24 protein-coding genes are annotated in these 26,710 nt (G+C 39.5%); 6 read left to right on the top strand and 18 right to left on the bottom strand.

Going from position 1 to position 26,710, the window contains the following annotated elements; all coding sequences use genetic code 11:
* Positions 1-17 precede the first annotated feature (17 nt).
* The 10 genes from SPAR10_RS03240 to rpsL all read right to left on the bottom strand — a co-directional run bounded on the left by SPAR10_RS03240 (position 18) and on the right by rpsL (position 12,772).
* A complete protein-coding gene (locus tag SPAR10_RS03240; RefSeq protein ID WP_004250738.1) occupies positions 18-926 on the bottom strand; it encodes a LysR family transcriptional regulator in 909 nt (302 codons plus the stop codon).
* A 286-nt stretch (positions 927-1,212) separates the two neighbouring features.
* On the bottom strand, positions 1,213-2,031 hold the full coding sequence (locus tag SPAR10_RS03235) for a hypothetical protein (RefSeq protein ID WP_004250733.1): 819 nt from the start codon (positions 2,029-2,031) through the stop codon (positions 1,213-1,215).
* Positions 2,024-3,142 (bottom strand): AAA family ATPase, encoded by a 1,119-nt coding sequence (locus SPAR10_RS03230; RefSeq protein WP_004250732.1) that lies wholly within the window; start codon positions 3,140-3,142, stop codon positions 2,024-2,026. Before SPAR10_RS03230 ends, SPAR10_RS03235 begins: the two co-directional genes overlap by 8 nt.
* A gap of 182 nt (positions 3,143-3,324) precedes the next feature.
* Entirely contained in the window at positions 3,325-3,555 is a 231-nt protein-coding gene (locus tag SPAR10_RS03225) for a GlsB/YeaQ/YmgE family stress response membrane protein (protein ID WP_004250730.1), read from the bottom strand.
* A gap of 9 nt (positions 3,556-3,564) precedes the next feature.
* On the bottom strand, positions 3,565-4,806 hold the full coding sequence (locus tag SPAR10_RS03220; RefSeq protein ID WP_004250728.1) for an aminopeptidase: 1,242 nt from the start codon (positions 4,804-4,806) through the stop codon (positions 3,565-3,567).
* A 20-nt stretch (positions 4,807-4,826) separates the two neighbouring features.
* On the bottom strand, positions 4,827-4,979 hold the full coding sequence (locus tag SPAR10_RS10980; protein ID WP_004250726.1) for a hypothetical protein: 153 nt from the start codon (positions 4,977-4,979) through the stop codon (positions 4,827-4,829).
* 22 nt (positions 4,980-5,001) lie between these two features.
* A complete protein-coding gene (locus SPAR10_RS03210; protein ID WP_004250725.1) occupies positions 5,002-9,396 on the bottom strand; it encodes a PolC-type DNA polymerase III in 4,395 nt (1,464 codons plus the stop codon).
* Between the two features lie 113 nt (positions 9,397-9,509).
* A complete protein-coding gene (fusA, locus tag SPAR10_RS03205; protein WP_004250723.1) occupies positions 9,510-11,591 on the bottom strand; it encodes an elongation factor G in 2,082 nt (693 codons plus the stop codon).
* A 277-nt stretch (positions 11,592-11,868) separates the two neighbouring features.
* On the bottom strand, positions 11,869-12,339 hold the full coding sequence (gene rpsG / locus SPAR10_RS03200; RefSeq protein WP_004250722.1) for a 30S ribosomal protein S7: 471 nt from the start codon (positions 12,337-12,339) through the stop codon (positions 11,869-11,871).
* A gap of 19 nt (positions 12,340-12,358) precedes the next feature.
* Positions 12,359-12,772: a 30S ribosomal protein S12 gene (rpsL, locus tag SPAR10_RS03195; protein WP_001142332.1), complete on the bottom strand. Its 414-nt coding sequence runs from the start codon at positions 12,770-12,772 to the stop codon at positions 12,359-12,361.
* A 342-nt stretch (positions 12,773-13,114) separates the two neighbouring features.
* Here rpsL and SPAR10_RS03190 point away from each other — a divergent pair, with 342 nt between their 5' ends.
* Both SPAR10_RS03190 and SPAR10_RS03185 read left to right on the top strand, forming a co-directional pair.
* The gene (locus SPAR10_RS03190; RefSeq protein WP_004250720.1) at positions 13,115-13,555 is read left to right on the top strand and encodes a LytTR family DNA-binding domain-containing protein; all 441 of its coding nucleotides are present in this window, start codon (positions 13,115-13,117) and stop codon (positions 13,553-13,555) included.
* Positions 13,552-14,010 carry a DUF3021 domain-containing protein gene (locus tag SPAR10_RS03185; RefSeq protein ID WP_004250718.1) on the top strand — a complete coding sequence of 153 codons (459 nt, stop codon included), beginning with the start codon at positions 13,552-13,554 and terminating at the stop codon, positions 14,008-14,010. Before SPAR10_RS03190 ends, SPAR10_RS03185 begins: the two co-directional genes overlap by 4 nt.
* A 39-nt stretch (positions 14,011-14,049) precedes the next feature.
* Here the strand turns inward: SPAR10_RS03185 and mutS are convergent, their stop codons facing one another.
* Together mutS and argR are read right to left on the bottom strand one after the other, a co-directional pair.
* Entirely contained in the window at positions 14,050-16,584 is a 2,535-nt protein-coding gene (mutS, locus tag SPAR10_RS03180; protein ID WP_004250716.1) for a DNA mismatch repair protein MutS, read from the bottom strand.
* Positions 16,585-16,630: 46 nt separating this feature from the next.
* Positions 16,631-17,077, bottom strand: coding sequence for an arginine repressor (gene argR, locus SPAR10_RS03175; RefSeq protein ID WP_004250715.1), 447 nt, complete (start codon positions 17,075-17,077; stop codon positions 16,631-16,633).
* A 153-nt stretch (positions 17,078-17,230) separates the two neighbouring features.
* On the opposite strand from argR, the gene argS reads away from it, so the two are divergent.
* Positions 17,231-18,922 carry an arginine--tRNA ligase gene (gene argS / locus SPAR10_RS03170; RefSeq protein WP_004250713.1) on the top strand — a complete coding sequence of 564 codons (1,692 nt, stop codon included), beginning with the start codon at positions 17,231-17,233 and terminating at the stop codon, positions 18,920-18,922.
* 279 nt (positions 18,923-19,201) lie between these two features.
* Positions 19,202-19,450 (top strand): hypothetical protein, encoded by a 249-nt coding sequence (locus SPAR10_RS03165; RefSeq protein ID WP_004250711.1) that lies wholly within the window; start codon positions 19,202-19,204, stop codon positions 19,448-19,450.
* A 34-nt stretch (positions 19,451-19,484) separates the two neighbouring features.
* Here the strand turns inward: SPAR10_RS03165 and SPAR10_RS03160 are convergent, their stop codons facing one another.
* The 6 genes from SPAR10_RS03160 to SPAR10_RS03135 form a co-directional block, all read right to left on the bottom strand.
* Positions 19,485-19,694 carry a hypothetical protein gene (locus tag SPAR10_RS03160; RefSeq protein ID WP_004250709.1) on the bottom strand — a complete coding sequence of 70 codons (210 nt, stop codon included), beginning with the start codon at positions 19,692-19,694 and terminating at the stop codon, positions 19,485-19,487.
* Positions 19,695-19,764: 70 nt separating this feature from the next.
* The gene (nrdI, locus tag SPAR10_RS03155) at positions 19,765-20,232 is read right to left on the bottom strand and encodes a class Ib ribonucleoside-diphosphate reductase assembly flavoprotein NrdI (protein WP_004250707.1); all 468 of its coding nucleotides are present in this window, start codon (positions 20,230-20,232) and stop codon (positions 19,765-19,767) included.
* A 75-nt stretch (positions 20,233-20,307) separates the two neighbouring features.
* Positions 20,308-20,838: an ABC transporter permease gene (locus SPAR10_RS03150; protein WP_004250706.1), complete on the bottom strand. Its 531-nt coding sequence runs from the start codon at positions 20,836-20,838 to the stop codon at positions 20,308-20,310.
* A gap of 61 nt (positions 20,839-20,899) precedes the next feature.
* A complete protein-coding gene (locus SPAR10_RS03145) occupies positions 20,900-22,186 on the bottom strand; it encodes a response regulator transcription factor (protein WP_004250704.1) in 1,287 nt (428 codons plus the stop codon).
* A 2-nt stretch (positions 22,187-22,188) separates the two neighbouring features.
* Entirely contained in the window at positions 22,189-23,862 is a 1,674-nt protein-coding gene (locus SPAR10_RS03140) for a sensor histidine kinase (protein ID WP_033630847.1), read from the bottom strand.
* A complete protein-coding gene (locus SPAR10_RS03135; RefSeq protein WP_004250700.1) occupies positions 23,840-24,454 on the bottom strand; it encodes a YesL family protein in 615 nt (204 codons plus the stop codon). Before SPAR10_RS03135 ends, SPAR10_RS03140 begins: the two co-directional genes overlap by 23 nt.
* Before the next feature lie 284 nt (positions 24,455-24,738).
* Between SPAR10_RS03135 and SPAR10_RS03130 the strand changes: the two genes are divergently transcribed.
* Both SPAR10_RS03130 and SPAR10_RS10610 read left to right on the top strand, forming a co-directional pair.
* Positions 24,739-25,110 (top strand): zinc ribbon domain-containing protein, encoded by a 372-nt coding sequence (locus SPAR10_RS03130; protein WP_004250686.1) that lies wholly within the window; start codon positions 24,739-24,741, stop codon positions 25,108-25,110.
* A 7-nt stretch (positions 25,111-25,117) separates the two neighbouring features.
* Positions 25,118-26,710, top strand: a complete 1,593-nt coding sequence (locus tag SPAR10_RS10610; RefSeq protein WP_004250685.1) for an ATP-binding cassette domain-containing protein — start codon at positions 25,118-25,120, stop codon at positions 26,708-26,710.

Raw genomic sequence — 26,710 nt, 5'->3', positions numbered from 1 at the left:
CTTCTCATTTATTCAAATTACTTATCAAAGCGAACTTCTTCAAGTAGGTACTCGATGAAGCGTTCACCCATCTTAGACAAGCTAGTTTTCTCATGCTGGATATAAACCAGTTCAATAGGATCATCAATATCAAGTGGAATCGAAACGATATTGTCTCCATTGAGGTTACTATTAAGGATACCAGTCGCGATGGTATATCCGTCCAAACCAATCAAGAGATTGAACAAGGTCGCACGGTCACTAACAACGATGGATTTCTTGTGGTGTTCCTGAGACAAAATCTCTTCTGAGAAATAGAAGGAATTATGGGTACCTTGGTCATAACTCAAGTATGGGAAGTCTTCTAGGTCTGCCAACTGCACCTTGTCTCTCTTAGCAAGAGGGTTGGTCTTGCTGACAAAGATATGGGGTTGGGCTGTAAAGAGATGGTGGGCAACGAGATGGTTGTCATCCAACATCTTCGAAAGAACGTCCCGGTTATAGCTATTTAAAAAGAGGACCCCTACTTCACTACGGAAGTTCTTGACATCATCGATGATCTCCCAGGTTCTCGTTTCACGCAAAAAAAGCTCGTACTTTTCCATATCGCTTTTCTTGAGCAAGGAAACAAAGGCATTAACTACAAAGGCATAGTGTTGCGAAGACACACTAAAAAGCTCGCGATGAGCGATTGGGTTCTTATAGCGTTCTTCTAGAAGTTGCGTTTGCTCGACAACCTGACGGGCATAGGATAGAAACTCCATCCCATCGCGTGTGAGGGTAATTCCCTTAGGATTTCGGATAAAAATCTCAATTCCCATCTCATTTTCTAGATCACGAACGGCATTTGATAGACTCGGTTGTGTAATGAAAAGTTGCTTGGCAGCCTCATTCATCGAACCAGTCTCTACGATTTTGATAATATAGTGTAATTGTTGAATTCTCATGCTTTTATTGTACCATACTTGAGGCAATATAAAAAGGAACAGTCACTGAAAGCTCTGTGGCTAAGCTTAGATGAGTGCTTTCAAAGGACTTTATCTAGCACTTTAAAAAGAGGTTGAAACAATTCCAACCTCCTTTAATCTTTATTATTATACAAGCTATTAAATGACTTATATTGTAAGAGTGATTCAAAAATAATAATAATTCTCTCTAACTTTTGGAAAGCACTTCAACATGTCTTTTATAACATATTTTTTCTTTGCAAATCAGTAACAAATTCCAATCTCGCTATGAAATATCTTTTAATTTATATTGACATTCTTTTTCGAAATATTGATCTATCCCAAATATTTCAACTATAAAATGAGGAAATGCTGATAAAATGACAACTTTATCTTGCGGATTAATGTACTTTGTAAATTGATTTGAAAATATAGCACTAGAATTCGCAATTTCATTTTTATTACCAACTAAAGACAATGAACAGTAAATAAAGTATTTAACTAGCTTTTCAATCTTCAACTCATCATAAATCGGATTATTATACTGACTCGAAGTTATATTTTTATATTTATCTTTAAAAGTTGTTCTACCTCTCTCTTTAACATCATAAATTCTAAATAGATGTAGCAAGACATCATATCCATCTATACAATCATCATTAAAACATTTAATTGCTTCAAACATTGGATAACTAATTAATAACTTGCCTTTATCAGTTGATTCATTAAAAATGGACAAAAGTTCATTAATCTTCTTATAAACTAAATCATTCCGATCATTTTTCTTGTAATAGTGGTGCGCATCTAAGTCGAAAAAAAGAAAAATATCAGAAAACTTCTCGTAATCTTCTAATTTAGAATTATATTCTATTTTTTTTGATTTTAATATGTTTAGTAAAAGAGGAATAGTTTCAAATTCATCCTCTACCCGATTCTCAGAGATTTTTTTATATAAATCATATATTAATGTTCCATAACTCTGAACAATAATTGGAGTAACACTATTCCCATTTTTTCTCATACATTCTTGGTGATATTTGATAAATTGTTCCATATATTTTGGCTCATCTACCACACCTTCAACAATAAATAAAATATTACTCATTATCAAAACTACCTGCTCGATACATTTTTTCTATATTTTGTGCTTGACGAATTTCACGACCTGAACGATCTGCTATATTAGCAATTTTATTATGCGAAATAGTAAAATAACTATCAGGTCTTAAAATTGCATTAGACATATTGGCTGTATTATGTGTAGTTAGAATAATTTGACTAGAAGATTCTTTAAGTTTTTTAATTAATTTTCTAGAAACTTCATGATGGAAATAAGAATCAAACTCATCTATAAATATAAAATTAATACCATCCACCATTTGCATATACCACATATAAAATAGAGATAAAGCAACAGTTCCCTTCGACATAATACTAAAAAAGTTAGCCTCTCTTCCTGAAGGAAACTTCACATATATATATTTAGTATCGTCGACTTCCTTTTCAAATAAGTTATATTTGATACCCAAATCAGATAGAAATTCTTGATATTCTTTTATTTTATTTTTTTCAATAATTGTTGTTGCGATACCACCATTACCTGTTGTATATCCTTGATAATGATTCCCATATATTGAATCAAAAGATAACATTGAATCAACGAATTCTATAAATTTATTAAAAATATCATCCTTTGATTCTTCAACATTGTCTATACCTGTTGAATAAATATAAGCAAGTTTTACTAGTGACTGATCGCTTCGTAATTTATCAAAGTTAATTTCATTACCATTTTTTAAATTAATAGTCTTGATTTGTTCATCCTTATCATACAAGATAAGCATATCACCATCTATATATAATTCTTCATATAAAATGTCATCGTAACTTTTTTTACAATATTTATATTGGACAATATGATTACTAATGTTAAACGTATATTCAAACTCAGCAAACTTAGGCATAGTTTCTAAATTTAGGAAATGTTTTTTATAATCCTTACTATTTTTTTCATTATCTGTTAGATGAGTTATAATATCCATGATAGCTAAACCTAAGTTTGATTTGCCTGAAGCGTTATCTCCATATATAACCGCAGTAGAAAGAATATTGTTTTTTACAATACTATTATTAAACGAATAATTTCCAGCTGTTAAATCAAACTCAATTTGTGATGCAAAATTTTTAAAACCTTTTACCTTAAATTTTTGTAACATGCTATCCCTCCTTTAACCGTAAAAAAATTACGGCTTATTCAATTATACGATAAATATTCAGTCAATGCAAGAATAAGACATAATTTTTTAAAATAAAAACACCCCAAAATAGATTTTTTGGTCTAGCTTTTGGGGTGCAGTTCAACAGTTCCAACCTCTCTATCTGTTCTAGCAAGTTAAAACTAGCTGTCTTTTTTCCAAAAAATGGCTAATAAAATCATGGCTCCTAAAACTGATGGGATGATAGCCGTATCAGCTAAGATAGGCCCCCAAGTTCCAAAAAGCATTTGACCCAGGAAAGCACCAATCCAACCCAGGAACATTTTCCCGAAGCATCCCATCCGTTCTCCACGATTGGTGATAGCTCCTGCTAATAGTCCGATCAAAAGACCGACAAACATACTTCCAAGCATAGTTTCTCCTTAAATTGCCCAATCTCCATTGCGGAAGAGTGGAACGCGTGTCCCATCCTCACGGATACCATCGATATCCATTTGGTTAGAACCAATCATAAAGTCAACGTGAACATCTGAACGGTTGAGTCCTGCAGCTTCCAGTTCTTCTTCGCTCATCTCTGCTCCACCAACAACGCTCGTTGCATAGGCTGCACCGATAGCTAAGTGGTTAGAAGCGTTCTCATCGAAAAGAGTGTTAAAGAAGGTAATACCTGACTGTGAAATTGGGCTTGGATCTGGTACCAAGGCACATTCACCCAAGGCACGCGCACCAGCATTCTTAAAGACGAGATCCTTCATTACTTGATCACCCTTTTCAGCTGTGATATCAACGATTTGACCATTTTCAAAGGTCACCTTGATGCCTTCGATGATATTTCCATTGTAGCTAAGAGGTTTCGTAGATGTTACATAACCATCTGCACGACGGAAGTCAGGAGCTGTAAAGACTTCTTCTGTTGGCATATTTGGCAAGAAACCTTCGCCTTGAGCATTGATGGCTCCAGCTGATTCCCAAACGTGGTTCTTAGGCAAGCCAAGTGTCAAGTCTGTTCCAGGGGCAGTGTAGTGAAGAGCTGAGAATTGCTCTTTGTTGAGCATTTCCGCCTTGCTCTTCAAGATAGCTGCATGTTCTTCCCAAGCTTTAACTGGATCTTCTTCGTAGATACGGCAAGTTTTGAAGATTTGCTCCCAAAGGAGGTCTACTGCTTCTTCGTCGCTCGCAGCATTCGGAAAGACCTTCTTAGCCCACTCTGTACCAGCTGCTGCTGCAACTGTCCAGCTAACCTTGTTGGATTGAGTTGCGATACGCATTGGCTTCATAGCAATTCCCATAGCTTTAGCAGAAGCTGAAAGCTTTTCAGCGTCCACTCCGTTCAAGGCACCTGGGTCAGACGAACGGACACCAAGACGACTTGCTTTGTTTTCAAGAAGGTAGTTCATCTCAGCAATCTTGTATTCTGGTACATTGTCCAAACGCTCCATCGGAGCATGGAGGAATTTCTCACGGTTAATCACATCATCTGTCCACTGAACGATGACCTCATGCGCACCCAAGGCATAGGCTTCTTTGACAATTAAGTGAGCCAACTCGCGTTGCTCCACATCGATAGAGAGAGCCAAGGTATGACCAGGTTGCACGTTAACTCCGTTTGCAACCAAAAGCTTAGCGTATTTTTCTAGATTTTCTTTAAAATTTGGTAAAACCATCTTGTTTCTCTTTTCTATTTTTATTTTTCTTTCAAAGCAGAAAATAATCCTGCTAAAGCAATGGCGCCAGACAAAAGAGCTGTCGATATAAGAATTGTCTGATCAGCAAGTTCCAATTGATATTCAAATACCTTCTCAGCCGGCTTGTCTTCCGCAAAAATTCTTAGTTTCATGAAATATCCTCCGTTCTAACTCTTAAAACAAATCATCAAACAAACTCAACTGATTGTCCTCTGGCATATTGCCGAGAATGCCCATTTCATCCATCTTTTCAACCAAGGTTGATGAGAGTCCTCCACGCTTGCGGAGTTCAGTTTTAGAGAGAAATTCTCCCTCTTGACGGGCACGAACCAGTTGCTTGGCAACGTTCTCTCCCAGACCATCCATCGCTACAAATGGTGGGATAAGGGTGTCTCCATCGATGATGAATTCAGTCGCATCACTGCGATAGAGGTCCAATTTGCCGAACTTAAAGCCACGTTCCCACATCTCATTGACGATTTCAAGTGTTGTGTAGAGGTCAATTTCTACGTTGGAAGCTTCATTGTTCTTACGCTTTTCAGCAATTTCTTGCATCTTGCGTTTGATAGCATCCAAGCCTGCCCCCATGGTCTTGATATCAAAGGCCTTAGCACGGATGGAGAAGTAAGCACAGTAATAATAAATCGGATGGTGAACCTTGAAGTAGGCCACGCGAAGGGCCATCATAACGTAGGCTGCCGCATGGGCTTTAGGGAACATGTACTTGATTTTTCCACAAGATTCGATATACCACTCAGGCACATTGTTGGCCTTCATGGCTTCGATATAACCATTGCGCTCTTCTTCTGAGATTTTAAGCCACAAGCCCTTACGCACTCGCTCCATGATGGTAAAGGCCATCTTTGGATCTAGACCAGCGTGCATGAGGTAAACCATGATGTCATCCCGACATCCGATAACAGTTGAAAGGTCTGCAATTCCAGTCTTAATCAAGTCCTGGGCATTTCCCAACCATACATCTGTACCGTGAGACAAACCAGAAAGCTGAAGCAACTCCGCAAAGGTCGTCGGATGAGTTTCATCAACCATCCCTCGAACAAAGTTGGTTCCAAATTCTGGAATCCCCAGCATACCCGTCGGCGTCCCGATTTGTTCAGGAGTCACACCTAGCACATCCGTCCCAGAAAAGAGGGCCATCACGCCTTCATCATCCATAGGGATTTCATTAGGGTCAATCCCAGACAAGTCCTGCAATTTCCGAATCATAGTCGGATCATCATGTCCTAGGACATCGAGCTTGAGGACGTTCTCATCAATATCGTGGAAGTTAAAGTGAGTGGTCTGCCATTCAGCAGTGACATCATCTGCAGGATACTGTACCGGAGTAAAGTCATAGACATCCATATAGTTAGGGATAACAACGATTCCTCCTGGGTGCTGACCAGTCGTCCGTTTGACACCGGCAGCCCCTTGGGCAAGGCGCTCTACTTCAGCTTCTCGGTAGAATTTGCCATAGTCACGCTCGTAACCTTTGACAAATCCATAGGCTGTTTTAGCAGCCACCGTACCAACCGTTCCTGCACGGAAGGCATATTCTTCCCCAAAGATATCACGAACATCCAAGTGGGCGCTTGGTTGATCCTCACCAGAGAAGTTCAAATCAATATCAGGTACCTTATCCCCATCAAAACCAAGGAAGGTCTCGAAAGGAATATCCTGTCCATTCTTGCTGAGTTTGTGGCCACAGTTTGGACAGTCCTTATTCGGCATATCAAATCCTGAACCGTAGGAACCATCCGTGATAAACTCACTGTACTGACACTGACCACAGACATAGTGAGGAGAGAGAGGATTCACCTCGGTGATCCCAATCATGGTCGCAACGAAACTGGATCCAACAGACCCACGGGAACCAACCAAGTAACCTCGTTCATTGGAACGATGCACTAGCATCTGGGAAGCCAGATAGATCACGGCAAATCCATTCCCCAGGATAGAGGTTAGTTCTTTTTCAATCCGCAGATCAACGATATCTGGCAGAGGATTTCCATAGATTTCAAAAGCTTTTTTATAGGTTAATTCGGCAACTGTTTCTTCGGCTTGGTCGATAAAAGGTGTGTACAAGTCACCTTTAACGACCTCAACAGGCTCAAAAATTTCTGCTAAGGCATTGGTATTTTCAATGACAATCTTGCGAGCCAAGTCTTCCCCTAGAAAGGCAAATTCATCCAACATTTCATTGGTCGTTCTGAAGTGTGCCTTTGGTAGCGGAGCTGGTTGGGCAGCTTCTCCATGACCGATAGTTCGGTTAATCATGGCTCCCTGACCTAGACTTCGTACGATGATCTCCCGATAAATCTCATCCTCTGGTTCGATGTAGTGGACATTTCCTGTCGCAAGGACTGGCTTACCGAGACGCTCTCCAACCTCTATCAAGCTCTTGATAATGGTCTGAAGCTCCTCCATATCCTTGACCTGCTCTTTGGCAATCAGAGGTGCATAGATAGCTGGTGGCATTACCTCGATAAAATCATAGTATTTAGCTACTTCGACTGCCGCATCTACACCTTGTGATACGACTGCATCAAAGACTTCCCCTTCCGTACAGGCTGAACCTAAGATCAAACCTTCTCGATGGGCATCCAGCACCGTACGTGGAATCCGTGGAACTCCTTCAAAATACTGGGTATTAGAAAGGGAAACCAGCTTAAAGATATTTTTTAAGCCCACTTGATTTTTCACATAGATGGTCGCATGCTTGACTCGAGCTTTTTTATAAGAGTCTGGACTGATTAAATCAAGGTTTAATCGTGCTAAGTCTGTCACACCGTGTTTTTCTGCTACTTCTTTGATAAAGATAAAGAGCAGACGACCAGTTGCTTCCGCATCATAGTTGGCCATATGGTGGTGTTCTAGAGCTACGCCAAAACGTTTGGTCAAGGGGCCCAAACCATGGCGTTTGTACTCAGGATAGAGATTTCTAGCGAACTCTAGCGTATCGATGACAGGTTGAGTAATTTTTGGAAGACCGTGACGCTCATAGTTGGCATTCATAAAGCCAACGTCAAAGCTTGCATTATGGGCTACAAGAACGGTATCTTTACAGAATTCTTGGAATTCTTTCAGAACTTGAACTAAGGGTTTAGCATTTTTTACATGGTCATCCGTAATTCCTGTCAATTCAGTTGTAAAAGCTGACAAAGGATGCCCTGGATTGATAAATTCATCAAATTCGGCAATGATATTGCCCTTATACATCTTGGAAGCTGCCACCTGAATCAAATCATTATAGATAGCAGATAGACCCGTCGTTTCCACGTCAAAGACTACATAGGTAGCTTCAGAAAGATCCATCTCCACTTCGTTATAGACGATAGGAACACGGTCTTCTACGATATTGGCTTCCATTCCATAAATGAGCTGAATACCAGCTTTCTTGGCTGCCTTATAACCATGAGGGAAGGATTGAACATTTCCGTGGTCTGTGATTGCTACTGCTTTATGACCCCATTTTGCTGCTGTTCCAACGATTTCCTCAACCTCAGGAAGAGCATCCATAGTCGACATATTGGTATGGGCATGAAACTCAACACGACGCTCGCCTTCTGGCATCAAATCCTTACGTTCATAGTGGACTACTTCCTGCACATCTTGTACATTCATGGTCAAATCTCGTGTGAAATTATTGACCTCGACATTTCCACGAACACGGAGCCATGAATTTTTCTTGATGATATCAAACTTCTGAGCTTCCTCTTCATTTTTGACCCATTTTTGCATAGAGAAACTAGACGTATAGTCAGTCATCTTGAAATTAATCAAGACACGACCCGTTCTAGTCACTTTATGTTCCACATCAAAGACAACCCCTTCAAAAACCAGTCGATTTTCTTCGGTATTGACCTCAATCATTGGAGTTATCTCTGCCTTGTCGAGTTTAGGCTTGGCAGCTGCCTTCTTGGCTTGGAAATCAAAGACAGGTTTGTCCTCAACTGGAGGTGGCGGTGCCATCTGTTCTAACTGTTCCATAGCTCGAAGGGTCTCATCATTGGCAGCCTGAACAATCATTTGATTCTCTGTATGGAAGGCTTCTTGTTCTTCCTTGGTCAGGTCCTCATTTTTTTCCAATCGGAAGGTTAATTTAGGAAAACCAAAGAGCTCAAGTTGTTTACTAAGATTTGGCAAATGGTTTTTTCTGAAATGCTCTGTATCTGCTGCTTCAGAGGCCTCAATAATCAACTGATCATTTTCAAATCGAACCTGAAAATCCTGATACATGGTTCGAAAGCCTTGACTAGAACAAGGGCCAGCTGAAAAAGCCTCCCGATAGTAGGCCTGTAAAAGCTCTCTTGAAAAATCTTGATCTTTCGTTTTAATCTCGAAAGTCGCTTGATTTCCTGTTTTTGAAAATTCTTCTTTCAATCCCTTCTTCAATGCTAAAAAGAGTTCAAAGGGCAGAATATTCTCAAAGACAAAACGAAACTCCCAAATGTTACTTTGCTTGTGTACAATAACTTGTTCAATTTCAGCCTGGGAGAAGGCCTCATGATTTCTTATCTCAGCGGGAATTCCCAACTGATTCATTAAAATTTCAAAAGTGGTTGACATCCATTTTCCTCACAATATACTCCTTCTATTTTACCATATTTGAGGCAATTTTAGCTATTTCTACTAAACAGAAAAAGAAGCCACAAAGTGACTTCTTTTAAAGTGACGATGAATTATTCTTCACCTTTGTTTTTCTTAATGATTTCTTCTTGTACTGACTTAGGTACATCTTCGTAGTGGTCGAATACCATCATGAATGTACCACGTCCTTGTGATGCAGAACGAAGAACTGTTGCATAACCGAACATTTCAGCAAGTGGAACGTAAGCACGAACGATTTGGCTGTTACCGTGTGCTTCCATACCATCTACACGTCCGCGACGAGCAGTTACGTGACCCATAACATCACCAAGGTTTTCTTCTGGAACAGTGATTGTTACAAGCATCATTGGCTCAAGGATAGCTGGTTGTGCAGTCTTAGCAGCTTCTTTAAGTGCAAGAGATGCAGCAATCTTGAAGGCAGTTTCAGATGAGTCGACATCGTGGTATGAACCATCGTAAAGCTTAGCTTTAACGTCAACCATTGGGTAACCAGCAAGAACACCGTTAGCCATAGATTCTACCAAACCTTTTTCAACCGCTGGGATAAATTCACGAGGAACCACACCACCGACGATTGCGTTTTCGAATTCGAATCCTTTACCTTCTTCGTTTGGAGTAAATTCAATCCATACATCACCGAATTGACCTTTACCACCAGACTGACGTTTGAAGAATCCACGTGCTTGAGTAGAAGCGCGGAATGTTTCACGGTAAGATACTTGAGGAGCACCTACGTTCGCTTCAACTTTGAACTCACGACGCATACGGTCAACAAGGACGTCAAGGTGAAGTTCACCCATACCAGAGATAACTGTTTCACCAGTTTCAACGTTAGTTTCAACGCGGAATGTTGGATCTTCTTCAGCCAATTTTTGAAGGGCGATACCCATCTTATCTTGGTCTGCTTTAGATTTAGGCTCAACCATCAATTGGATAACTGGTTCTGGAACGTTGATTGACTCAAGGATGATTTTCGCTTTTTCATCTGTCAATGAGTCACCAGTTGTAGTGTCTTTCAAACCAACGGCAGCAGCGATATCACCTGAGTAAACAGTGTCGATTTCTTGACGGCTGTTAGCGTGCATTTGAAGGATACGTCCGATACGTTCACGTTTACCTTTAGAAGTATTCAATACGTAAGAACCTGATTGAAGAACACCTGAGTAAACACGGAAGAATGTCAAACGACCTACGAATGGGTCAGTCATGATCTTGAAGGCAAGAGCTGCAAATGGCTCTTCATCAGATGCTGGTCGAGTTTCTTCTTCTTCAGTATCTGGGTTGATACCTTTGATCGCAGGGATATCAAGTGGGCTTGGAAGGTAGTCGATAACCGCATCAAGCATCAATTGAACACCCTTGTTCTTGAAGGCAGAACCACAAAGTACTGGGTAGAATTCAACGTTGATAGTCGCTTTACGGATACCAGCTTTCAATTCCTCGTTAGTGATTTCTTCACCTTCGAGATATTTCATCATCAATTCTTCATCAGTTTCAGCAACTGCTTCAACCAATTTTTCACGGTATTCTTGAGCTTGGTCAAGGTATTCAGCTGGAATATCTTCTTCAAGGATATCTGTACCAAGGTCGTTAGTATAGATTTCAGCTTTCATCTTGATCAAGTCGATGATTCCACGGAAGTCATCTTCAGCACCGATTGGCAATTGAATTGGGTGTGCATTTGCTTGAAGACGATCGTGAAGTGTGCTTACTGAGTAAAGGAAGTCAGCACCGATTTTGTCCATTTTATTGGCAAATACGATACGTGGAACCCCGTACTCAGTTGCTTGACGCCAAACTGTTTCAGTTTGAGGCTCAACACCTGATTGTGAGTCAAGAACTGTAACCGCACCGTCCAATACACGAAGAGAACGTTGTACTTCGATTGTGAAGTCCACGTGTCCTGGTGTGTCGATGATGTTTACGCGGTGGTTGTTCCATTGAGCTGTTGTTGCAGCAGATGTGATAGTGATACCACGTTCTTGCTCTTGCTCCATCCAGTCCATTTGAGACGCACCTTCGTGAGTTTCACCGATTTTGTGGATTTTACCAGTGTAGTAAAGAATACGCTCAGTTGTAGTTGTTTTACCAGCATCGACGTGAGCCATGATACCGATATTACGAGTTTTTTCAAGTGAAAATTCGCGTGCCATGAGGTTTGTTTCTCCTATATTTTTTATTTCTATTCTATTATAACACGATTTCAATAAAAACGGATAGGCAGGACCCACCCGTTCTCAATGTTTATCTTGTTTAGTTGGTTTCAACTTGTGAGATGGGAAGTTGAATTGTACTCGGGCTAAAGTTAGTTAGCCGATTTGAGCCGGAATGGGATGCTGTGTGAAAAAGATAAACTTCCTTGTATTCGTCGAATACTGCGTCAGTTTCCTATTTTCACCTTGCATCCTTACCATTCCTAGCATCATTTTATTACCAACGGAAGTGTGCGAAGGCACGGTTAGCTTCAGCCATACGGTGAGTGTCTTCACGTTTCTTAACTGCTGCACCAGTGTTGTTAGCAGCATCCAAGATTTCTTTTGCAAGACGGTCTTGCATTGTGTGTTCACCACGAAGGCGAGCAATTGTTACCAACCAACGAAGTCCAAGTGTTGTACGACGTTCTGGACGAACTTCAACTGGGACTTGGTAGTTAGATCCACCAACACGACGTGCACGTACTTCAAGTACAGGCATGATGTTTTCCATAGCTGTTTCAAATACTTCAAGTGCATCGTTACCAGTAGCTTCTTTGATTTGCTCAAAAGCACCGTAAACGATTGAAGCAGCTGTACCACGTTTACCATCAAGCATAACGCGGTTGATAAGACGAGTAACTAATTGTGAATTGTAAAGCGGATCTGGCAATACTTCACGTTTTGGAGCTCTATTTTTACGACTCATTTCTCTTTATCCCCTTTCCTTATGCTTTTGGACGTTTAGTACCGTATTTAGAACGGCCTTGTTTACGATCGTTAACACCTGCAGTATCAAGTGCACCACGGACGATATGGTAACGTACCCCTGGAAGGTCTTTTACACGTCCACCGCGAAGAAGCACCACGCTGTGCTCTTGCAAGTTGTGTCCGATACCTGGGATGTAGGCAGTAACTTCGATAAGGTTGCTCAAACGTACACGAGCAAATTTACGAAGGGCAGAGTTAGGTTTTTTAGGTGTCATAGTTCCAACACGAGTTGCTACACCACGTTTTTGTGGTGAAGAAACGTTTGTTTGAACTTTTTTATGACTGTTGTAACCAACGTTCAAAGCTGGTGATTTAGATTTTTCTACTTTTGATTTACGCGGTTTGCGAACCAATTGGTTAATTGTAGGCATCTACATTCTCCTGTGTTTTTTTATTTTTGGTGATGATACACTTGGTGACAGCTATCATCTGTGTGTACTTTTGCAACATTTGTCAGCACGTCCCTGTACACTCTTGAGAGACCAAAAGTAAAAAGTACCGTCTAACATTGTACCACTTTTTTTCTATTTTTGTCAATATATTTCTTCTTATTTTTTGACTTCTTTGCTCTAAAATCTCTTTGAAAACGCTCGCCTGCCAGATAGTCTCTTCAACCGACCACATAGACATAGCTTCTTGTATTTGTCGACAAAATGGTGTTTAATAGATTTGTAAGTAAGAGATCTCTATTACAACTTTATAAAGGAGAAATTATGAAACTCAGACTTGATATTGATCAGCAATACACCGAAGAGCAAATCATCATAGAGGCACCGACCTTGTCCCCTAGAGTTCAAAAGGTTCAGGACTTTGTACAAAATCTTGAACAAAAAGAAACTCTTAAAGGAAAATTCCAAGACCAGGTCTACTTGATTCAGATTAGCAAAATTCAGCGTGTATACATTGAAAATCGTAAGGTTCTGGCCGAAACGGATAGCCAAACCTATGCACTTGACATTCGTCTCTACCAAGCAAGTGAAATTCTACCTGCTTCCTTTATCCAAATTTCCCAATCGGAAATTGTCAACATTGATGCAATTAGTCATCTAAAACTAACCTCTAACGGCTTGATTGAAATCTATCTAAAAAACGAAAGTTTTACCTACTCATCTCGCCGTTACCTCAAAACTATTAAGGAGAAATTAGAACTATGAAAAAACAAGTATTCCACGATGCCACAACTGGTATCCTCATCGGCCTCACCCTATCTATTATCTTTTCTTTTATCTATTCACCAAGCAACTACGCACCTCTCAGCCCTGAATCTCCTGTTGGTCAATTCATGAGCAGTCATCAGGTTCACGGTGCTCTAGTTTTACTCTACTGTACACTTATCTGGTCAGCTATTGGAGTCCTCTTTAGTTTTGGTAGCCGTCTATTCGCTCAAGATTGGAGTCTTCTTCGTGCGACTGTCACTCACTTCTTCCTTATGTTGCTAGGTTTTGTACCTCTAGCAATCCTAGCAGGCTGGTTCCCTCTTCACTGGACTTTCATCCTCCAACTCATCCCAGAGTTTGCCATCGTCTACCTCATCATTTGGGCGATTCTCTATAAAAGAGAATCAAAGAAGGTTGCCCACATCAACCAACTATTAGCTCAGAAAAAATAAGACCTAAAAACCCACTCCGTTTTGTGAGTGGGTTTTTGCTTATAATTTTTGTTTCAGCTCTAATAAGAGATTCATGGCTTGCATCGGTGTCATATTGTACACATCTACTTGGGCCAACTCTGCTAGGATAGGATTTTCTTCTTTTTCATCAAAGAGAGACATTTGCTCATTGACAATATTCCTTTGATTGATAGAAATTGGATTTTCCTGACTTTGGCTCTCTAGTTGAGTTAGAATCGCATCCGCTCTTTTTAGCAAATCTGCTGGCAATCCTGCAATCTTAGCAACGTGAATACCGTACGATTTGTCTGCTGGACCTGGTTCAATCTTATGAAGGAAAGTGACCTGACCATTTTGCTCAAGCGTAGCCACGTGTACATTTACTAGATGTTCAAGACTAGCTTCCAGACTGGTTAATTCATGGTAGTGCGTGGCAAAGAGAGTCTTGGCACCAATATGCTCATGGATATACTCGATAATAGACTGGGCTAGAGCCATACCATCATAAGTTGCGGTTCCTCGACCAAGCTCATCAAAAAGAATCAATGAATCCTTTGTCGCATGACTAATGGCATTATTAGCTTCCATCATCTCTACCATAAAGGTAGATTGACCTGAAACCAAGTCATCTGCCGCACCGATACGGGTAAAAATTGCATCAAAAATTGGCAGTCGAGCACTTTCTGCAGGGACATAAGAACCCATCTGAGCCATAACCGCTGTAATGGCTAGTTGACGCATGTAGGTTGACTTCCCGCTCATGTTCGGACCTGTAATTAGTTGAATGCTAGTATCTTCATCCATCTGGATACTATTGGGAATATAGGTCTGAGCTCCCATGACCTTTTCAACAACTGCGTGACGACCATTCTGGATATCAATCCGCGACTCTTGCCCAAACTCTGGTCGAATCAGGTGTTGTTTTTCTGCAACTACTGCCAAGCCTTGCAAGACATCGACAGCAGCAATTCCTTGAGCCAGAGCCTGTAGACGTTGGATATACTTGCCAACCTCCTCACGAATACGCATAAAGATTTCGTACTCTAGGTTTGCTGATTTCTCACGCGCCTCTAACATTTCTCCTTCGATACGCGCCAACTCCTCTGTCCCAAATCGCTCAGAGTTTTTCAGCGTAGCCTTGCGGAAAAAGTGAGCTGGTACGTTACCTAGCTGCGAGTTGGTTACATGGAAATAGTAGCCATCTTTTTTATTGTAGTCAATCTTGAGAGTATTGATGCCAGAGTTTTCTCTTTCCTTGACCTCAATCTCAGCAATCCAGCTGGTCCCTTCTCTCAGCACACGACGGTATTTATCCAAGGTCTCATCAAAGCCCGTTCGGATAATACCACCTTCGGTAATCACGTGAGGGGCCTCAGGAGCAATGGCTGCGCTAATGAGATTTTCCAACTCAGGAATAGCATCCAGTTGTTCAATCAGATAAGCGAGAGCTGGTTGCTCCATTCCTTCTAAAATGGCGCGAATTCGTGGAACACTTCCCAAGGTAGTCGCTAATTGCAAGAGGTCTTTGGGGTTGCTTTTGCCAAAAGATACTCGACTAGCCAGACGTTCGATATCGTAGACTCCCTTAAGGCTTTCTGTTAAATCACTGCGCTCAAAGAAATAATCCAGAAAGACTTGCACAACCTCCTGACGTTCTATGATACGATCTAAATCAATTAAGGGGCGTTGAATCCAAGAACGTAGAAGACGCATACCCATTGCAGTTTTAGTCTCATCTAGCAACCAGAACAGACTCCCTTGTTTCTTACCTGAGCGAGCATTTTCAACCAAATCAAGACTAGCCTTGGTCGCAAAATCCATCTGCAAGAAATCTTTGATTTCATAACGAATAACTGGCTTCAAGTGGCTGAGCTCTCTCATCTGCGTCCGATGAACATACTGAAGAAGTTTCCCACTAGCTGCTCCTTCAACAGTTGTCAATCTTGAATCCAACAGATGGACGTCTTCATATGTTTCTTGTTCATAGGAAAGCACTAGATTCATTTGACGACTGAGAATCTGTTCTTCCACTTCAGACAAGTCGTAACCAATCACCACTTCTCTGGCCTTGAGGTTACGGATTTCACCACAGACTAGAGAGAAATCTGATAATCCCGTTACATAGAAATCACCTGTCACTAGGTCCATATAGGCTAGTCCATACTGGGAACCTTCACGATCAATAGCTACTAAAAAGTTATTGTGACTATCTGGCTTACTACTATCAACCACTGTTCCTGGTGTAATGACCTGAACAACCTCGCGCTTAACGACACCAACAGCTTGCTTAGGGTCTTCCATCTGTTCAGCGATGGCAACCTTGTAGCCACGTTCAACTAGAACATCAATATACTGTTGGGCAGAATGATAAGGAACTCCAGCCATGGGAATAGGATTTTCAGCATTTTTATTGCGACTGGTTAGTGAGATTTCTAGTATCTGTGCAGCATTGACTGCATCTTCATAAAACAACTCATAAAAATCACCCATACGAAAAAGCAAAAAAGCATCTGGATATTGTTTTTTGATATCCACATACTGTTGCATACCAGGTGATAATTTTTCAGTAGTCATTTACTCTCTCCTTGTAAAAACAGTCCTGAGAGAAGCTCTCAAGACCTTATCTATCTTCCATTAACTCTAGCAAGCGTTCTTCCATGACTTTAGCTGCATGTTGATCCTTACAGATAACCAACAAAGTATTCGCTCCGGCAACAGTACCTAAAATCCACCCATCTTTATTTGAATCTACTACATTGGCTAAAACGGATGCTTCTCCAAGTTTAGTGTGGAGAACCAAGGTGAATTCGGCTCTTGCAACACCCTCTAAGTGATGTGAAAGGAATTCGACCAAATCAATCTTCTCTGTCTCATTTGCTAACACATAGTAAACAACATCGTTTTTCTTAACTTTGGTTAAGCCAAGCTCTCGCAAATCACGAGATAAGGTTGTTTGTGTCACAAAGACATCACAGGCTTCCAATCGATCTTGAATTTCCTTTTGAGTTCCTAATTTTTCTTCTGTAATCATTCGCTTGATGAGCTGATGACGTTCTCTTTTTCTCATAAGATCCTTTCAAGTGTATATTTATAACATTTTACATTTTTTTAGTAAGAACATTATATCAAAAAAACTGGATATTTCAAAAAATATCTCTTCTTTCAAAAAAAATGTAGTAAATTGTGATAAAATAGTAGAAAAGCCCTAAAGGAGCCCTAAATGAATACAAAAGAATTGATTGCTAGCGAGTTGGCTAGCGTCATTGATAGCCTGGACCAAGAGGCTATTTTAAATTTACTAGAAACACCTAAAAACTCAGATATGGGAGATATCGCCTTCCCTGCCTTCTCATTGGCAAAGGTCGAACGTAAAGCTCCTCAAATGATTGCTGCTGACATCGCTGAAAAGATCAATAGCCAAGCTTTTGAAAAGGTTGTAGCAACAGGTCCTTACGTCAACTTCTTCCTTGATAAGGCTGCCATTTCTGGTCAAGTTCTACAAAACGTTATCACTGAAAAAGAGCACTACGCTGACCAAGAGATTGGCAATCAAGAAAATGTCGTCATTGACATGTCTAGCCCTAATATCGCTAAACCATTTTCAATCGGTCACCTTCGTTCAACAGTTATCGGAGACAGCTTGTCACATATCTTCCAAAAAATCGGCTATAAAACTGTCAAGGTCAACCATTTGGGAGACTGGGGTAAACAGTTTGGGATGTTGATTGTTGCCTACAAAAAATGGGGTAACGAAGAAGCTGTCAAAGCTCATCCAATCGATGAACTTCTCAAACTCTATGTCCGCATTAACGCTGAAGCTGAGAATGATCCAAGTTTGGATGAAGAAGCACGCGAATGGTTCCGCAAGCTTGAAAACGGCGATGAGGAAGCTCTCGCTCTTTGGCAATGGTTCCGCGATGAAAGCTTGGTAGAATTTAACCGTCTCTACAATGAGCTACAAGTTGAATTCGACAGCTACAACGGAGAAGCTTTCTACAATGATAAAATGGATGCAGTTGTAGACATCCTTTCTGAAAAAGGATTATTAGTCGAATCAGAAGGTGCTCAAGTTGTTAATCTTGAAAAATATGGAATTGAACACCCAGCTCTTATCAAGAAATCTGACGGTGCAACTCTCTACATCACACGTGACTTGGCTGCGGCCCTCTACCGTAAAAACGAATACCAATTTGCCAAATCTATCTATGTCGTTGGTCAAGAGCAATCAGCTCACTTCAAACAACTCAAGGCTGTCTTGCAAGAAATGGGTTACGATTGGAGCCAAGATATTGTCCATGTTCCGTTTGGTTTGGTAACAAAGGAAGGGAAAAAACTTTCTACTCGTAAAGGGAATGTTATCTTGCTAGAACCAACTGTAGCAGAAGCCATCAGCCGTGCTAAAGCGCAGATTGAAGCCAAAAATCCAGAACTTGAAAACAAAGACCAGGTCGCTCATGCTGTTGGAGTTGGGGCCATTAAATTCTATGACCTTAAAACTGACCGTACAAATGGATATGACTTCGACCTTGAAGCTATGGTATCCTTCGAAGGGGAGACTGGCCCTTATGTTCAATACGCCTACGCTCGTATCCAATCAATCTTGCGTAAAGCCGATTTCAAACCTGAAGCAGGTGCCAACTATAGCTTGAACGATTCTGAAAGCTGGGAAATCATCAAGCTAATCCAAGACTTCCCACGTATTATTAAACGTGCAGCTGATAATTACGAACCTTCTATCATCGCTAAATTTGCAATCAGCTTAGCTCAAGCCTTTAACAAATACTATGCCCACACTCGTATCTTAGATGAAAGTCCAGAACGTGACAGTCGCCTAGCCCTTAGCTATGCAACAGCAGTCGTCCTCAAAGAAGCCCTTCGTCTGTTGGGTGTAGATGCGCCAGAGAAGATGTAATTCGTTACAAGAGACTGGAACTAAAGTTACTAGTCTCTTGACGGCAATCGCTATCGGGCGATTTGCCTAAACGCCTTACTAATGCATCCAAATAAATAATATCGACTTATTTGGATGCATGTCGTGATCTATTAAATTAATTTATTACTAAGCAAGCTAAGTAACTAACGCCAAATCCTATTTGGACTTTGGCTAGGCACCTACAGTACTATCACTCGAAAAATAAAAGAATTACTTTTATCTTACCACTTACTTCTTTATTACCTAGGGAGAATTTTTATGAGCCAGTATGCTTATATTCTAGTTGTTATCAGTCTTCTTTTTCTCTTTCTTGTCAATAAATATGAAAAAGAGAAACTTCAAAGACTGCTTCAGGATCAACTATTGAAAGATCCAGCTTTTCGTGCAACTATCAAAGAGAAAATCCAAACGATAGAAAATATCAATGATGTCATTGACTACATCAACAAAGGCTACCGTTTAGGAATTCCAATTGCAAAAGAAATCGTTGACGAAATTCGCAACTAAGAAAAAGACTCGAGATGACATTTCTCGAGTCTTTTTATTTATTTCTGACAGCTAAGATTCCTACCAGGATAACAATCCCTAAGGATACCATGGTTCCAACTGGTGCTACATTTTCATCAAAAATTTTCTCAGAGAACAATAGCAGAGCAATCGCTAATAGTAGCAAGGCACTGCATAGCATAATATCCTTGAAGCTTGGTTTGCGTTTTATATACTTTAAAAATGATCTCTGTAATTTACTCATTTGAACTGGTCTCTTTTGAAATAATTCTATGATCCATGGGATAAAAATCTAACCCAACAACTCTATCCTCTTACAAGGATTCAAGTTCATAAAGCTCTGCAATAATCCCAGCAACCTTTTTGATATCTCCTAGCATTCCGCGCATTTCAAAGTCAGCTAGGACTGGAAAACCAAAGCGTTGGCTGTATTGCTTGGCGGTCAAACAGTATTGGTTGTTAAAATTGCGGTTACCCGATCCTACGACACCAAAACACTTGCTAGCATTATCACCATATGCGATAAAGTCACCTACCGGAGTGGTCAAAATTTCTACATCACCATTGTCAACCCCATTGCCACCTTCTAGGTAAGTCGGTAGAAAAGCCACATATGGGGTGCTCATCTCAAAGAAGTCTTCTCCTTCCTTGACCAAGTCTTTAATATGAATTTTTTCCACATCAATATTCGCATACTGCTCCAACAAATAAGCTTTCAAACGTGTTACAAAGCTCTCCGTGTTGCCGCTTAGACTGATATAAACTAAGGAAATTTTTTTCATCTTTTCCTCCCTCTTTCTCGAATCCAAAAAAATAACTACCAAGATTGTATCTTGATAGTTATCCTTTGTCAAATCTTAGGCGAGTTCTTCCTCTTGAGATTCTGTTAATTCTTTTTGCTGACGCCATATTTTATAGAAGACGATTCCCAAAAAGATAACATTGATGACGATGAAAATAATAGTGGTTGCTTTCGACATGACTTCCATTCCTAAACGTAGGGTGTCATCTTTAATCAATTGCATAGCATCTTGTAGATTCATATTGTCATGGACTAGTCCAACAATAGCTAGTAAGGCATATCCAACATAAGTGTAGTTAGCCAACTGCAAGTTCTTACGAATTAAGAAAACAAAGGCTACTACAACTAGGATAGCAGATAGAATAATGAGTATCGTGTTAAAAATAGAGTGAGATGACTCTGACACTTGGTGGGCATAGTTAACAGCATCTTCTATTTGTTGAGCACTAAGTGTCCCAACATTTTCTTGGCTAGCACGAAGGGCGTCCTTACTAGGTACTGGAGTGAATATTCCAACTACTGCCAAGGCTGAATTAATCGCTGATAAGACTAATAAAATCCATAGATAGATTGGTTTCTTTTTCATAAAAGTAACCTCCTCATAATTTTTAATTTATTATAGCATATTTTAACAAGTAAAACAAATCCTACAAGTTTACTTCCACCTGCTTACGGTATGCTTTCGGAGACTTCCCACATAGTTTTCGAAAGACCTTATAGAAATAGCCTACATTACTGTAACCAACCGTATAGCAAATATCCTCAATACTATCATTTGTAGATAGTAAAAGTTGCTGGGCTGCCTTGATGCGTTGCTTATTGAGAAGCTCAGCAAAGGTTGAATTGGTTTCCTTCTTGATTAACTGACCTAAATACACAGGATTGATAAAGAGATCCTTGCTGATATCCTTGAGAGAAAGCTCTTTTTTATAGTCTCTACCAATAACTTCAAGTACACTGACGACATTTTCATTCATACGATATTGACCAAAGAAGGACGTCAAGGTTTCCTTGGTATAAGCCACTAAATCTTCAAAGTTTGTAATGGCATGAATTCTTTTGACAATATCTGTCATATCATCTGCTTTCAAATGCTCAAAGAGATGGAAAACATCCATCACAAACTGAGTAAAGAGTTGCTTGGTAATGGACACCCTCGGTGTGTTTTCCAACACAATCTTCTCAAGTAGGTTCAACTCCTCGATAATCTGTTGAAGATTGCCCTGGATAATAACTCGATAGATGGGTTCATAATAAGAAAAGAGACTGTCAGATTGATCTAGATTTACAGTCCCATAGAAGAGGGCTTTTTCAACGTCAAATTTCCATTTTTCAAAGTTGGATTGATAAGGTGCTTCAAAAGGCATGACCAACAAGCCCTCAAATTCCTGATCAGCAAGGACGATCTGCCAGTCTTGACCTAGGACGTAGTAAGGAATGACAAAATTCCCTTGTTTTTCTTTTGAAAGTCCAATCCACCAGTTTTCTTTTTGGCTGAGATGAGTCTTGAATGCTTCTTCATCTAGTTGCTGACTCAATATTTCGGGCTCATGAGATTTTTCACCAAGCTGACTGGCAATCTTTTCAAGCAAGCGTTCAAGCTCAACCTTATCAACTGGTTTGACAAGATAATCTACAACATTGAGGTTCATGGCTTTCTTGACATATTCAAATTCTTGATAGCCGGAAAGAAGGATATAGTAAGCCTCTGGCAAGAGTTCCTTCATTTCCCCAATCATTTCAAGTCCTGTCTTGCCAGGCATGTTGACATCAGAAATGACGATATCTACGGGATGTTCTCGAACATAGTCCAAAGCGTCGTCAGCATGATTGGCTGTTGCAACGACTTCCATATCCCATTTTTCAAAAGGGATCAAACGCTTAAGTCCTTCTGTAATCATGTACTCATCGTCAACTAATAGTACTTTATACATCTTTATCCTTTCTCTTCATCCTGAATGGTGATTCTATATTGAACACCTTTTTGTTCAGCTGATTCTACATTGATGTTATAGTGGTCTCCAAAATAGAGCACAAAGCGTTCGTGGATATTAACAATCCCAATAGACTGTCGTTGCCCCTTATAATCTGCTGTGTGTTCAAAGGTTCTTTGAGCCAGTTTAGCTTGAATTTCTGCTAGTTTTTCAGCAGACATCCCACGGCCATTATCGGTTACTAAGATTTCGACATAGCCATCTTTTTTCAAAGCCTTGATACTGATAACATTATCTGTTCTTCTGTGATCAACTCCGTGGGCAAAATAATTTTCCACTAACGGTTGGAGGGTGAATTTTGGAATGCGCATTTCTTCCAAGCCAGGGTCAATCTTAAATCCGTAAGCAATGGATTTTGGATAGCGAACCATACAGAGATAACTGTACTTCCGACAAAACTCCACTTCTTGTTTGAGTGTCGTTTCTCGCTCGTCAGAGATATTATTGCGCAGGAGACTACTGAACTCATAGATAATATCTGCTAGTTCATTTTGGTTCTCCATTACAGCATACATCCGCAAAAATTCCAGAGTATTGTACATAAAATGCGGATTAATCTGAGCTTGTAGTGCTCGCATGTTGGCATCTTTTTGATTGAGTTCCAGTTGATAAATATCGTGAATATTACTTTCTAGTCGATCCAACATATCATTTGTCGACTCAGCAATTAGTAGCAATTCCTGGTCCTTTTTATCTGTGTCGATTCTCTTGGTCTGATCTCCCTTAGTAATGGCTTGGATAGAGTCCACCAAGTCCACAACTTGACTTTGATAGTCAGAAAAAGTCCTTCTTAAGGTCATATACAAAATGATGATAAAGAGAGCGCTCAAACCTAAAATAAGTGCCGAACTCGCTAAAGTCCCACTCCAAACATAATCCTTTGGTACAGCTACTCGAACTTGATAACCATGGGCAGTTGTTCCTACCAACCAAGACTCATTCGTTCCCTTCGCTCCAATATAGAACATATCTGTTTCATATGGTGCAATGACCGTTACGGCAACAGGAATTGTTCCCCTGGTATTGTCAATCGCCTTATAGAGGAATTCTGGTTCTACGGAAATATAAATGACCCCTAGAGCTTGATCCGAGATGGGATCAGACACTGGAACAGCGAAACTATTGGCATCTGGTTTAAAGCTCTCAGCTGGAATCTTCTGTCCACCTCTGTTTCCTCTTTTGGAAACAAATACATCCGTTGAATCCTGTAGAACAATCGAAATACCTGTTACAAAATCGTTTCGCACGTATATATCATCGATATTTTCATAAATAGAAACGGAAATATAGGGTGACGCCTTGCGCTCTAACTGCCAGTAAAAATAATCCGGCGTGCTGAGGCTAAAATACTTGTAAATCCCTTCAATGCGGGCTTGATTCTCGACCAATCCCTGAGCTAGGCGGGTTGACTCCCGATAGTAGTATTCAACCTCATCAACTGTTCGAGCGAGAACACGCTGACCGACACGATTGGCTTCCCTTTCACGCATATCCCAGTCTGCATAAGAAATCAAGAGAGCAAAGCAGGAAATGATGACAATCATTACCAGACTATAGATTCTTAGGAGTGAGTGGAGGCGAAATTGTTTGGTCTTATTTGGTTGCCAATTTTTCATGAATACTTTCATAAACAGGCTCCAATAAATCACTAATAAAGAAGTGCCACATCCCAATACCTACAAAAGCGATGAGGGCCGGCATATAGAAGCCAATAATGGCTAACAAGACGCTACCAAATAGAACTTTGGCCACTGCTGATAAATTCATAAAAATTCCGATAAAGGCAAGCTTTAAGGTGTTTTTATAGGACAATTCAAAGTAAACCTGTAACTTTAAAGATACCGTATAGGCCAAAAATACCAAGGCTACTAAAAAGATATTTAGAAATGTTGCTGCCAAGTGGATAATGGTCTGGTTGGGCAACTGAATCATCAGATACAAGCCATAAATCAAGATTAAGTCAATCCCTATAAAGGTGTAGAAACTGAGATTACTTTTGACAAAATTGCTCTTAAATAAAGCCCATGCTTCCTTGAAACGATAAGCACGGTAAGAATAGCCATTTTCAGCAAATAAACTCATAAGAGTTGCACTAGCGGGTGCTATACCAAAAATCACTCCTCCTGCTAGTGTCAATAACCAAAAATAAGCCGTCGCAATCATCCCCAAAAAGAAACGATGAAAGACTAGCTCAATGAAATTCCCCACGGTTTTCCTCCAAAAATTTAATCTAGTTTTATTATAACATATTTCAAGCGCTCTCAAAAACAGGAGCAATAAATATAAATAGAAAAAAGCTAGATTGGAATTGTGTCCGTTACAACCATCACTTCTCTAAATACAAGCTTGATTAGAAATTATGAATCTCAATATCAAACTATTTTCTATTAGCTTTTAAAACGGTATATGAAAATTTTGATAATGTTATCATATGTGTTATACTGGAATCAAGTGAAATATATACTTACAATAAGCATAGATAAGGAGAACAGATGGCTTTTTTAGATCAATTGAAAGATGGAGCTAGACTTGTCAAAGAGACAACAAGCACTGTTATTTCAGAAGGAAAGCAAAATGCAGAAAATCTTCGCAAGAAAAAGGAAATTCAAGTACTACAAAATCAAATCAATGACTTGTATAGATTAATAGGCATCAAATTTGTTGAAGAACATTTAGAAGAAATAAAGGAAAATCCTCTCTATTCAACTGAAATCGCTGAAATCACTAAGCTCTTTCAAGAGCAGATTTCTCTTCAAAAATCTATTGATTCATCTGGTCAAGACTTAGTTTCTTGTCCCCATTGTGGAACAAGTCTATCAAAAAGCTTCGAATTTTGCATCAATTGTGGAAAAGTAGTAAAGTAGAGTCGAAATGAAGGATTATATTGTAAAATCAAAATGTCCTAGCTGCTTCAAAAATATTGGAATCGGTTGGAAGTTCTGTCCTTTTTGTGGAGAATATGTAGATAATACAAAACCCAAGGTGGACTTAAAGTATGTCGATAAAATTTATAGAGACAATGATCAAGAAAACAAAAACATTCCTTTCAAAATGCCATCAACCCTCAAACATATGGGTGATAGGATAAAAGAAACGATCTCTGAAAAATTAGACAAAGGAGAGGAAGTTCAAGATCATACAATTTCCTTTTTTACCTTCGTTCTCAAAGAAGCTAGTGTTGTGACCAAGGAAATACCTGAGATTTTGAACGATGATAAGAATATATTATTAGAAAAAGATCATATTGGTTACTATTTACAGAGTGATTCAGAAGTCATCTATATAAATAATGCAAAAATTGATATCGGTAAAAAACACTACCTAAATAATCGAGATACCCTCCGTGTTGATGATACTATTTATATTTTTAGTCTCATGAACCAGAAGTATATCGAATGGAAGCAAAAGGAAATCAACACAAGTCTAGCAGAGAAAGTAGACAAGCATTTTGAAGTCCTAGACAACAGTAATATATATGTCCACCCTCTCGGAGACATGATTTATTTGAATAATCATCTAATTAAGGATAAAACATACCTAAATAACTATGATTTAGTATCCATAAACCATCGACTCTTCGTCATTTATAATAATTCCTTAGTTTTTCAACATGAATTAACTGAAAGTCAAGAAAAGAGTCTCGCAGATAATATCAATAGAATTGAACAAGATACACAGTTATCTGTTCGAATTCGAAAGCGTCTCGCAGGAGAGAAACTTTTATTATCAGAGATTGACTTTCAAGTATCCTCTGGCGAAATCGTGCTCATTTTAGGTGGTTCAGGAGCAGGAAAAACCACACTGATCAATGCAATCATGGGCATAGAAAAAGCGGATGCTGATATCTTATTAGGAAATATAAACATCTATAATCAATTTGACAAAGTTCGAAGAATGATTGCCAATGTCCCTCAATTTAGTCTTCATCGTGAAAAAGATAGTGTTTATATGACTCTGAAAAATGCCGCAGAGATGAAACTAGTACGAGATTTTACTAAAGATCCTGCTTTATTAGAAGAAAAAATTTCAAAAGTATTAGAAACAGTCAAACTAACAAAGAAAAAAGAGGCTTTGGTCTATGAATTAAGTGGCGGAGAGAAAAAAAGATTGAGTATTGCTACTGAGTATATTGCAGATCCAGTTGTATTTGTTCTAGATGAACCAGATTCTGGAGTAGATGGCAGTAACGCTCGTTCAATTATGGCTAGCTTAAGAAGTATCGCAGATGACAATAAGATTGTTTTTGTTATCTCACATAGTCCAGATCGAACACCAGAATTATTTGATAAAGTATTAGTTCTCGCTAAAAGTGAGGAAGAATCGTGCGGTAAAATGGCCTTTTATGGTTCTGTAGAAGATACCCTAGAATTCTTTAATGTCAATCAACTTGAACTCGTGGTGTCTGAAGTAGAGCGAACTTCAGATTACTACATCGAAAAATATAGAGAATATAGAGGAGGTTAA

It is taken from the genome of Streptococcus infantis SPAR10 (assembly GCF_000279535.1).
Lineage (GTDB): Bacteria > Bacillota > Bacilli > Lactobacillales > Streptococcaceae > Streptococcus > Streptococcus infantis_I.
This window is presented reverse-complemented; position numbering and strand designations above follow the sequence as displayed.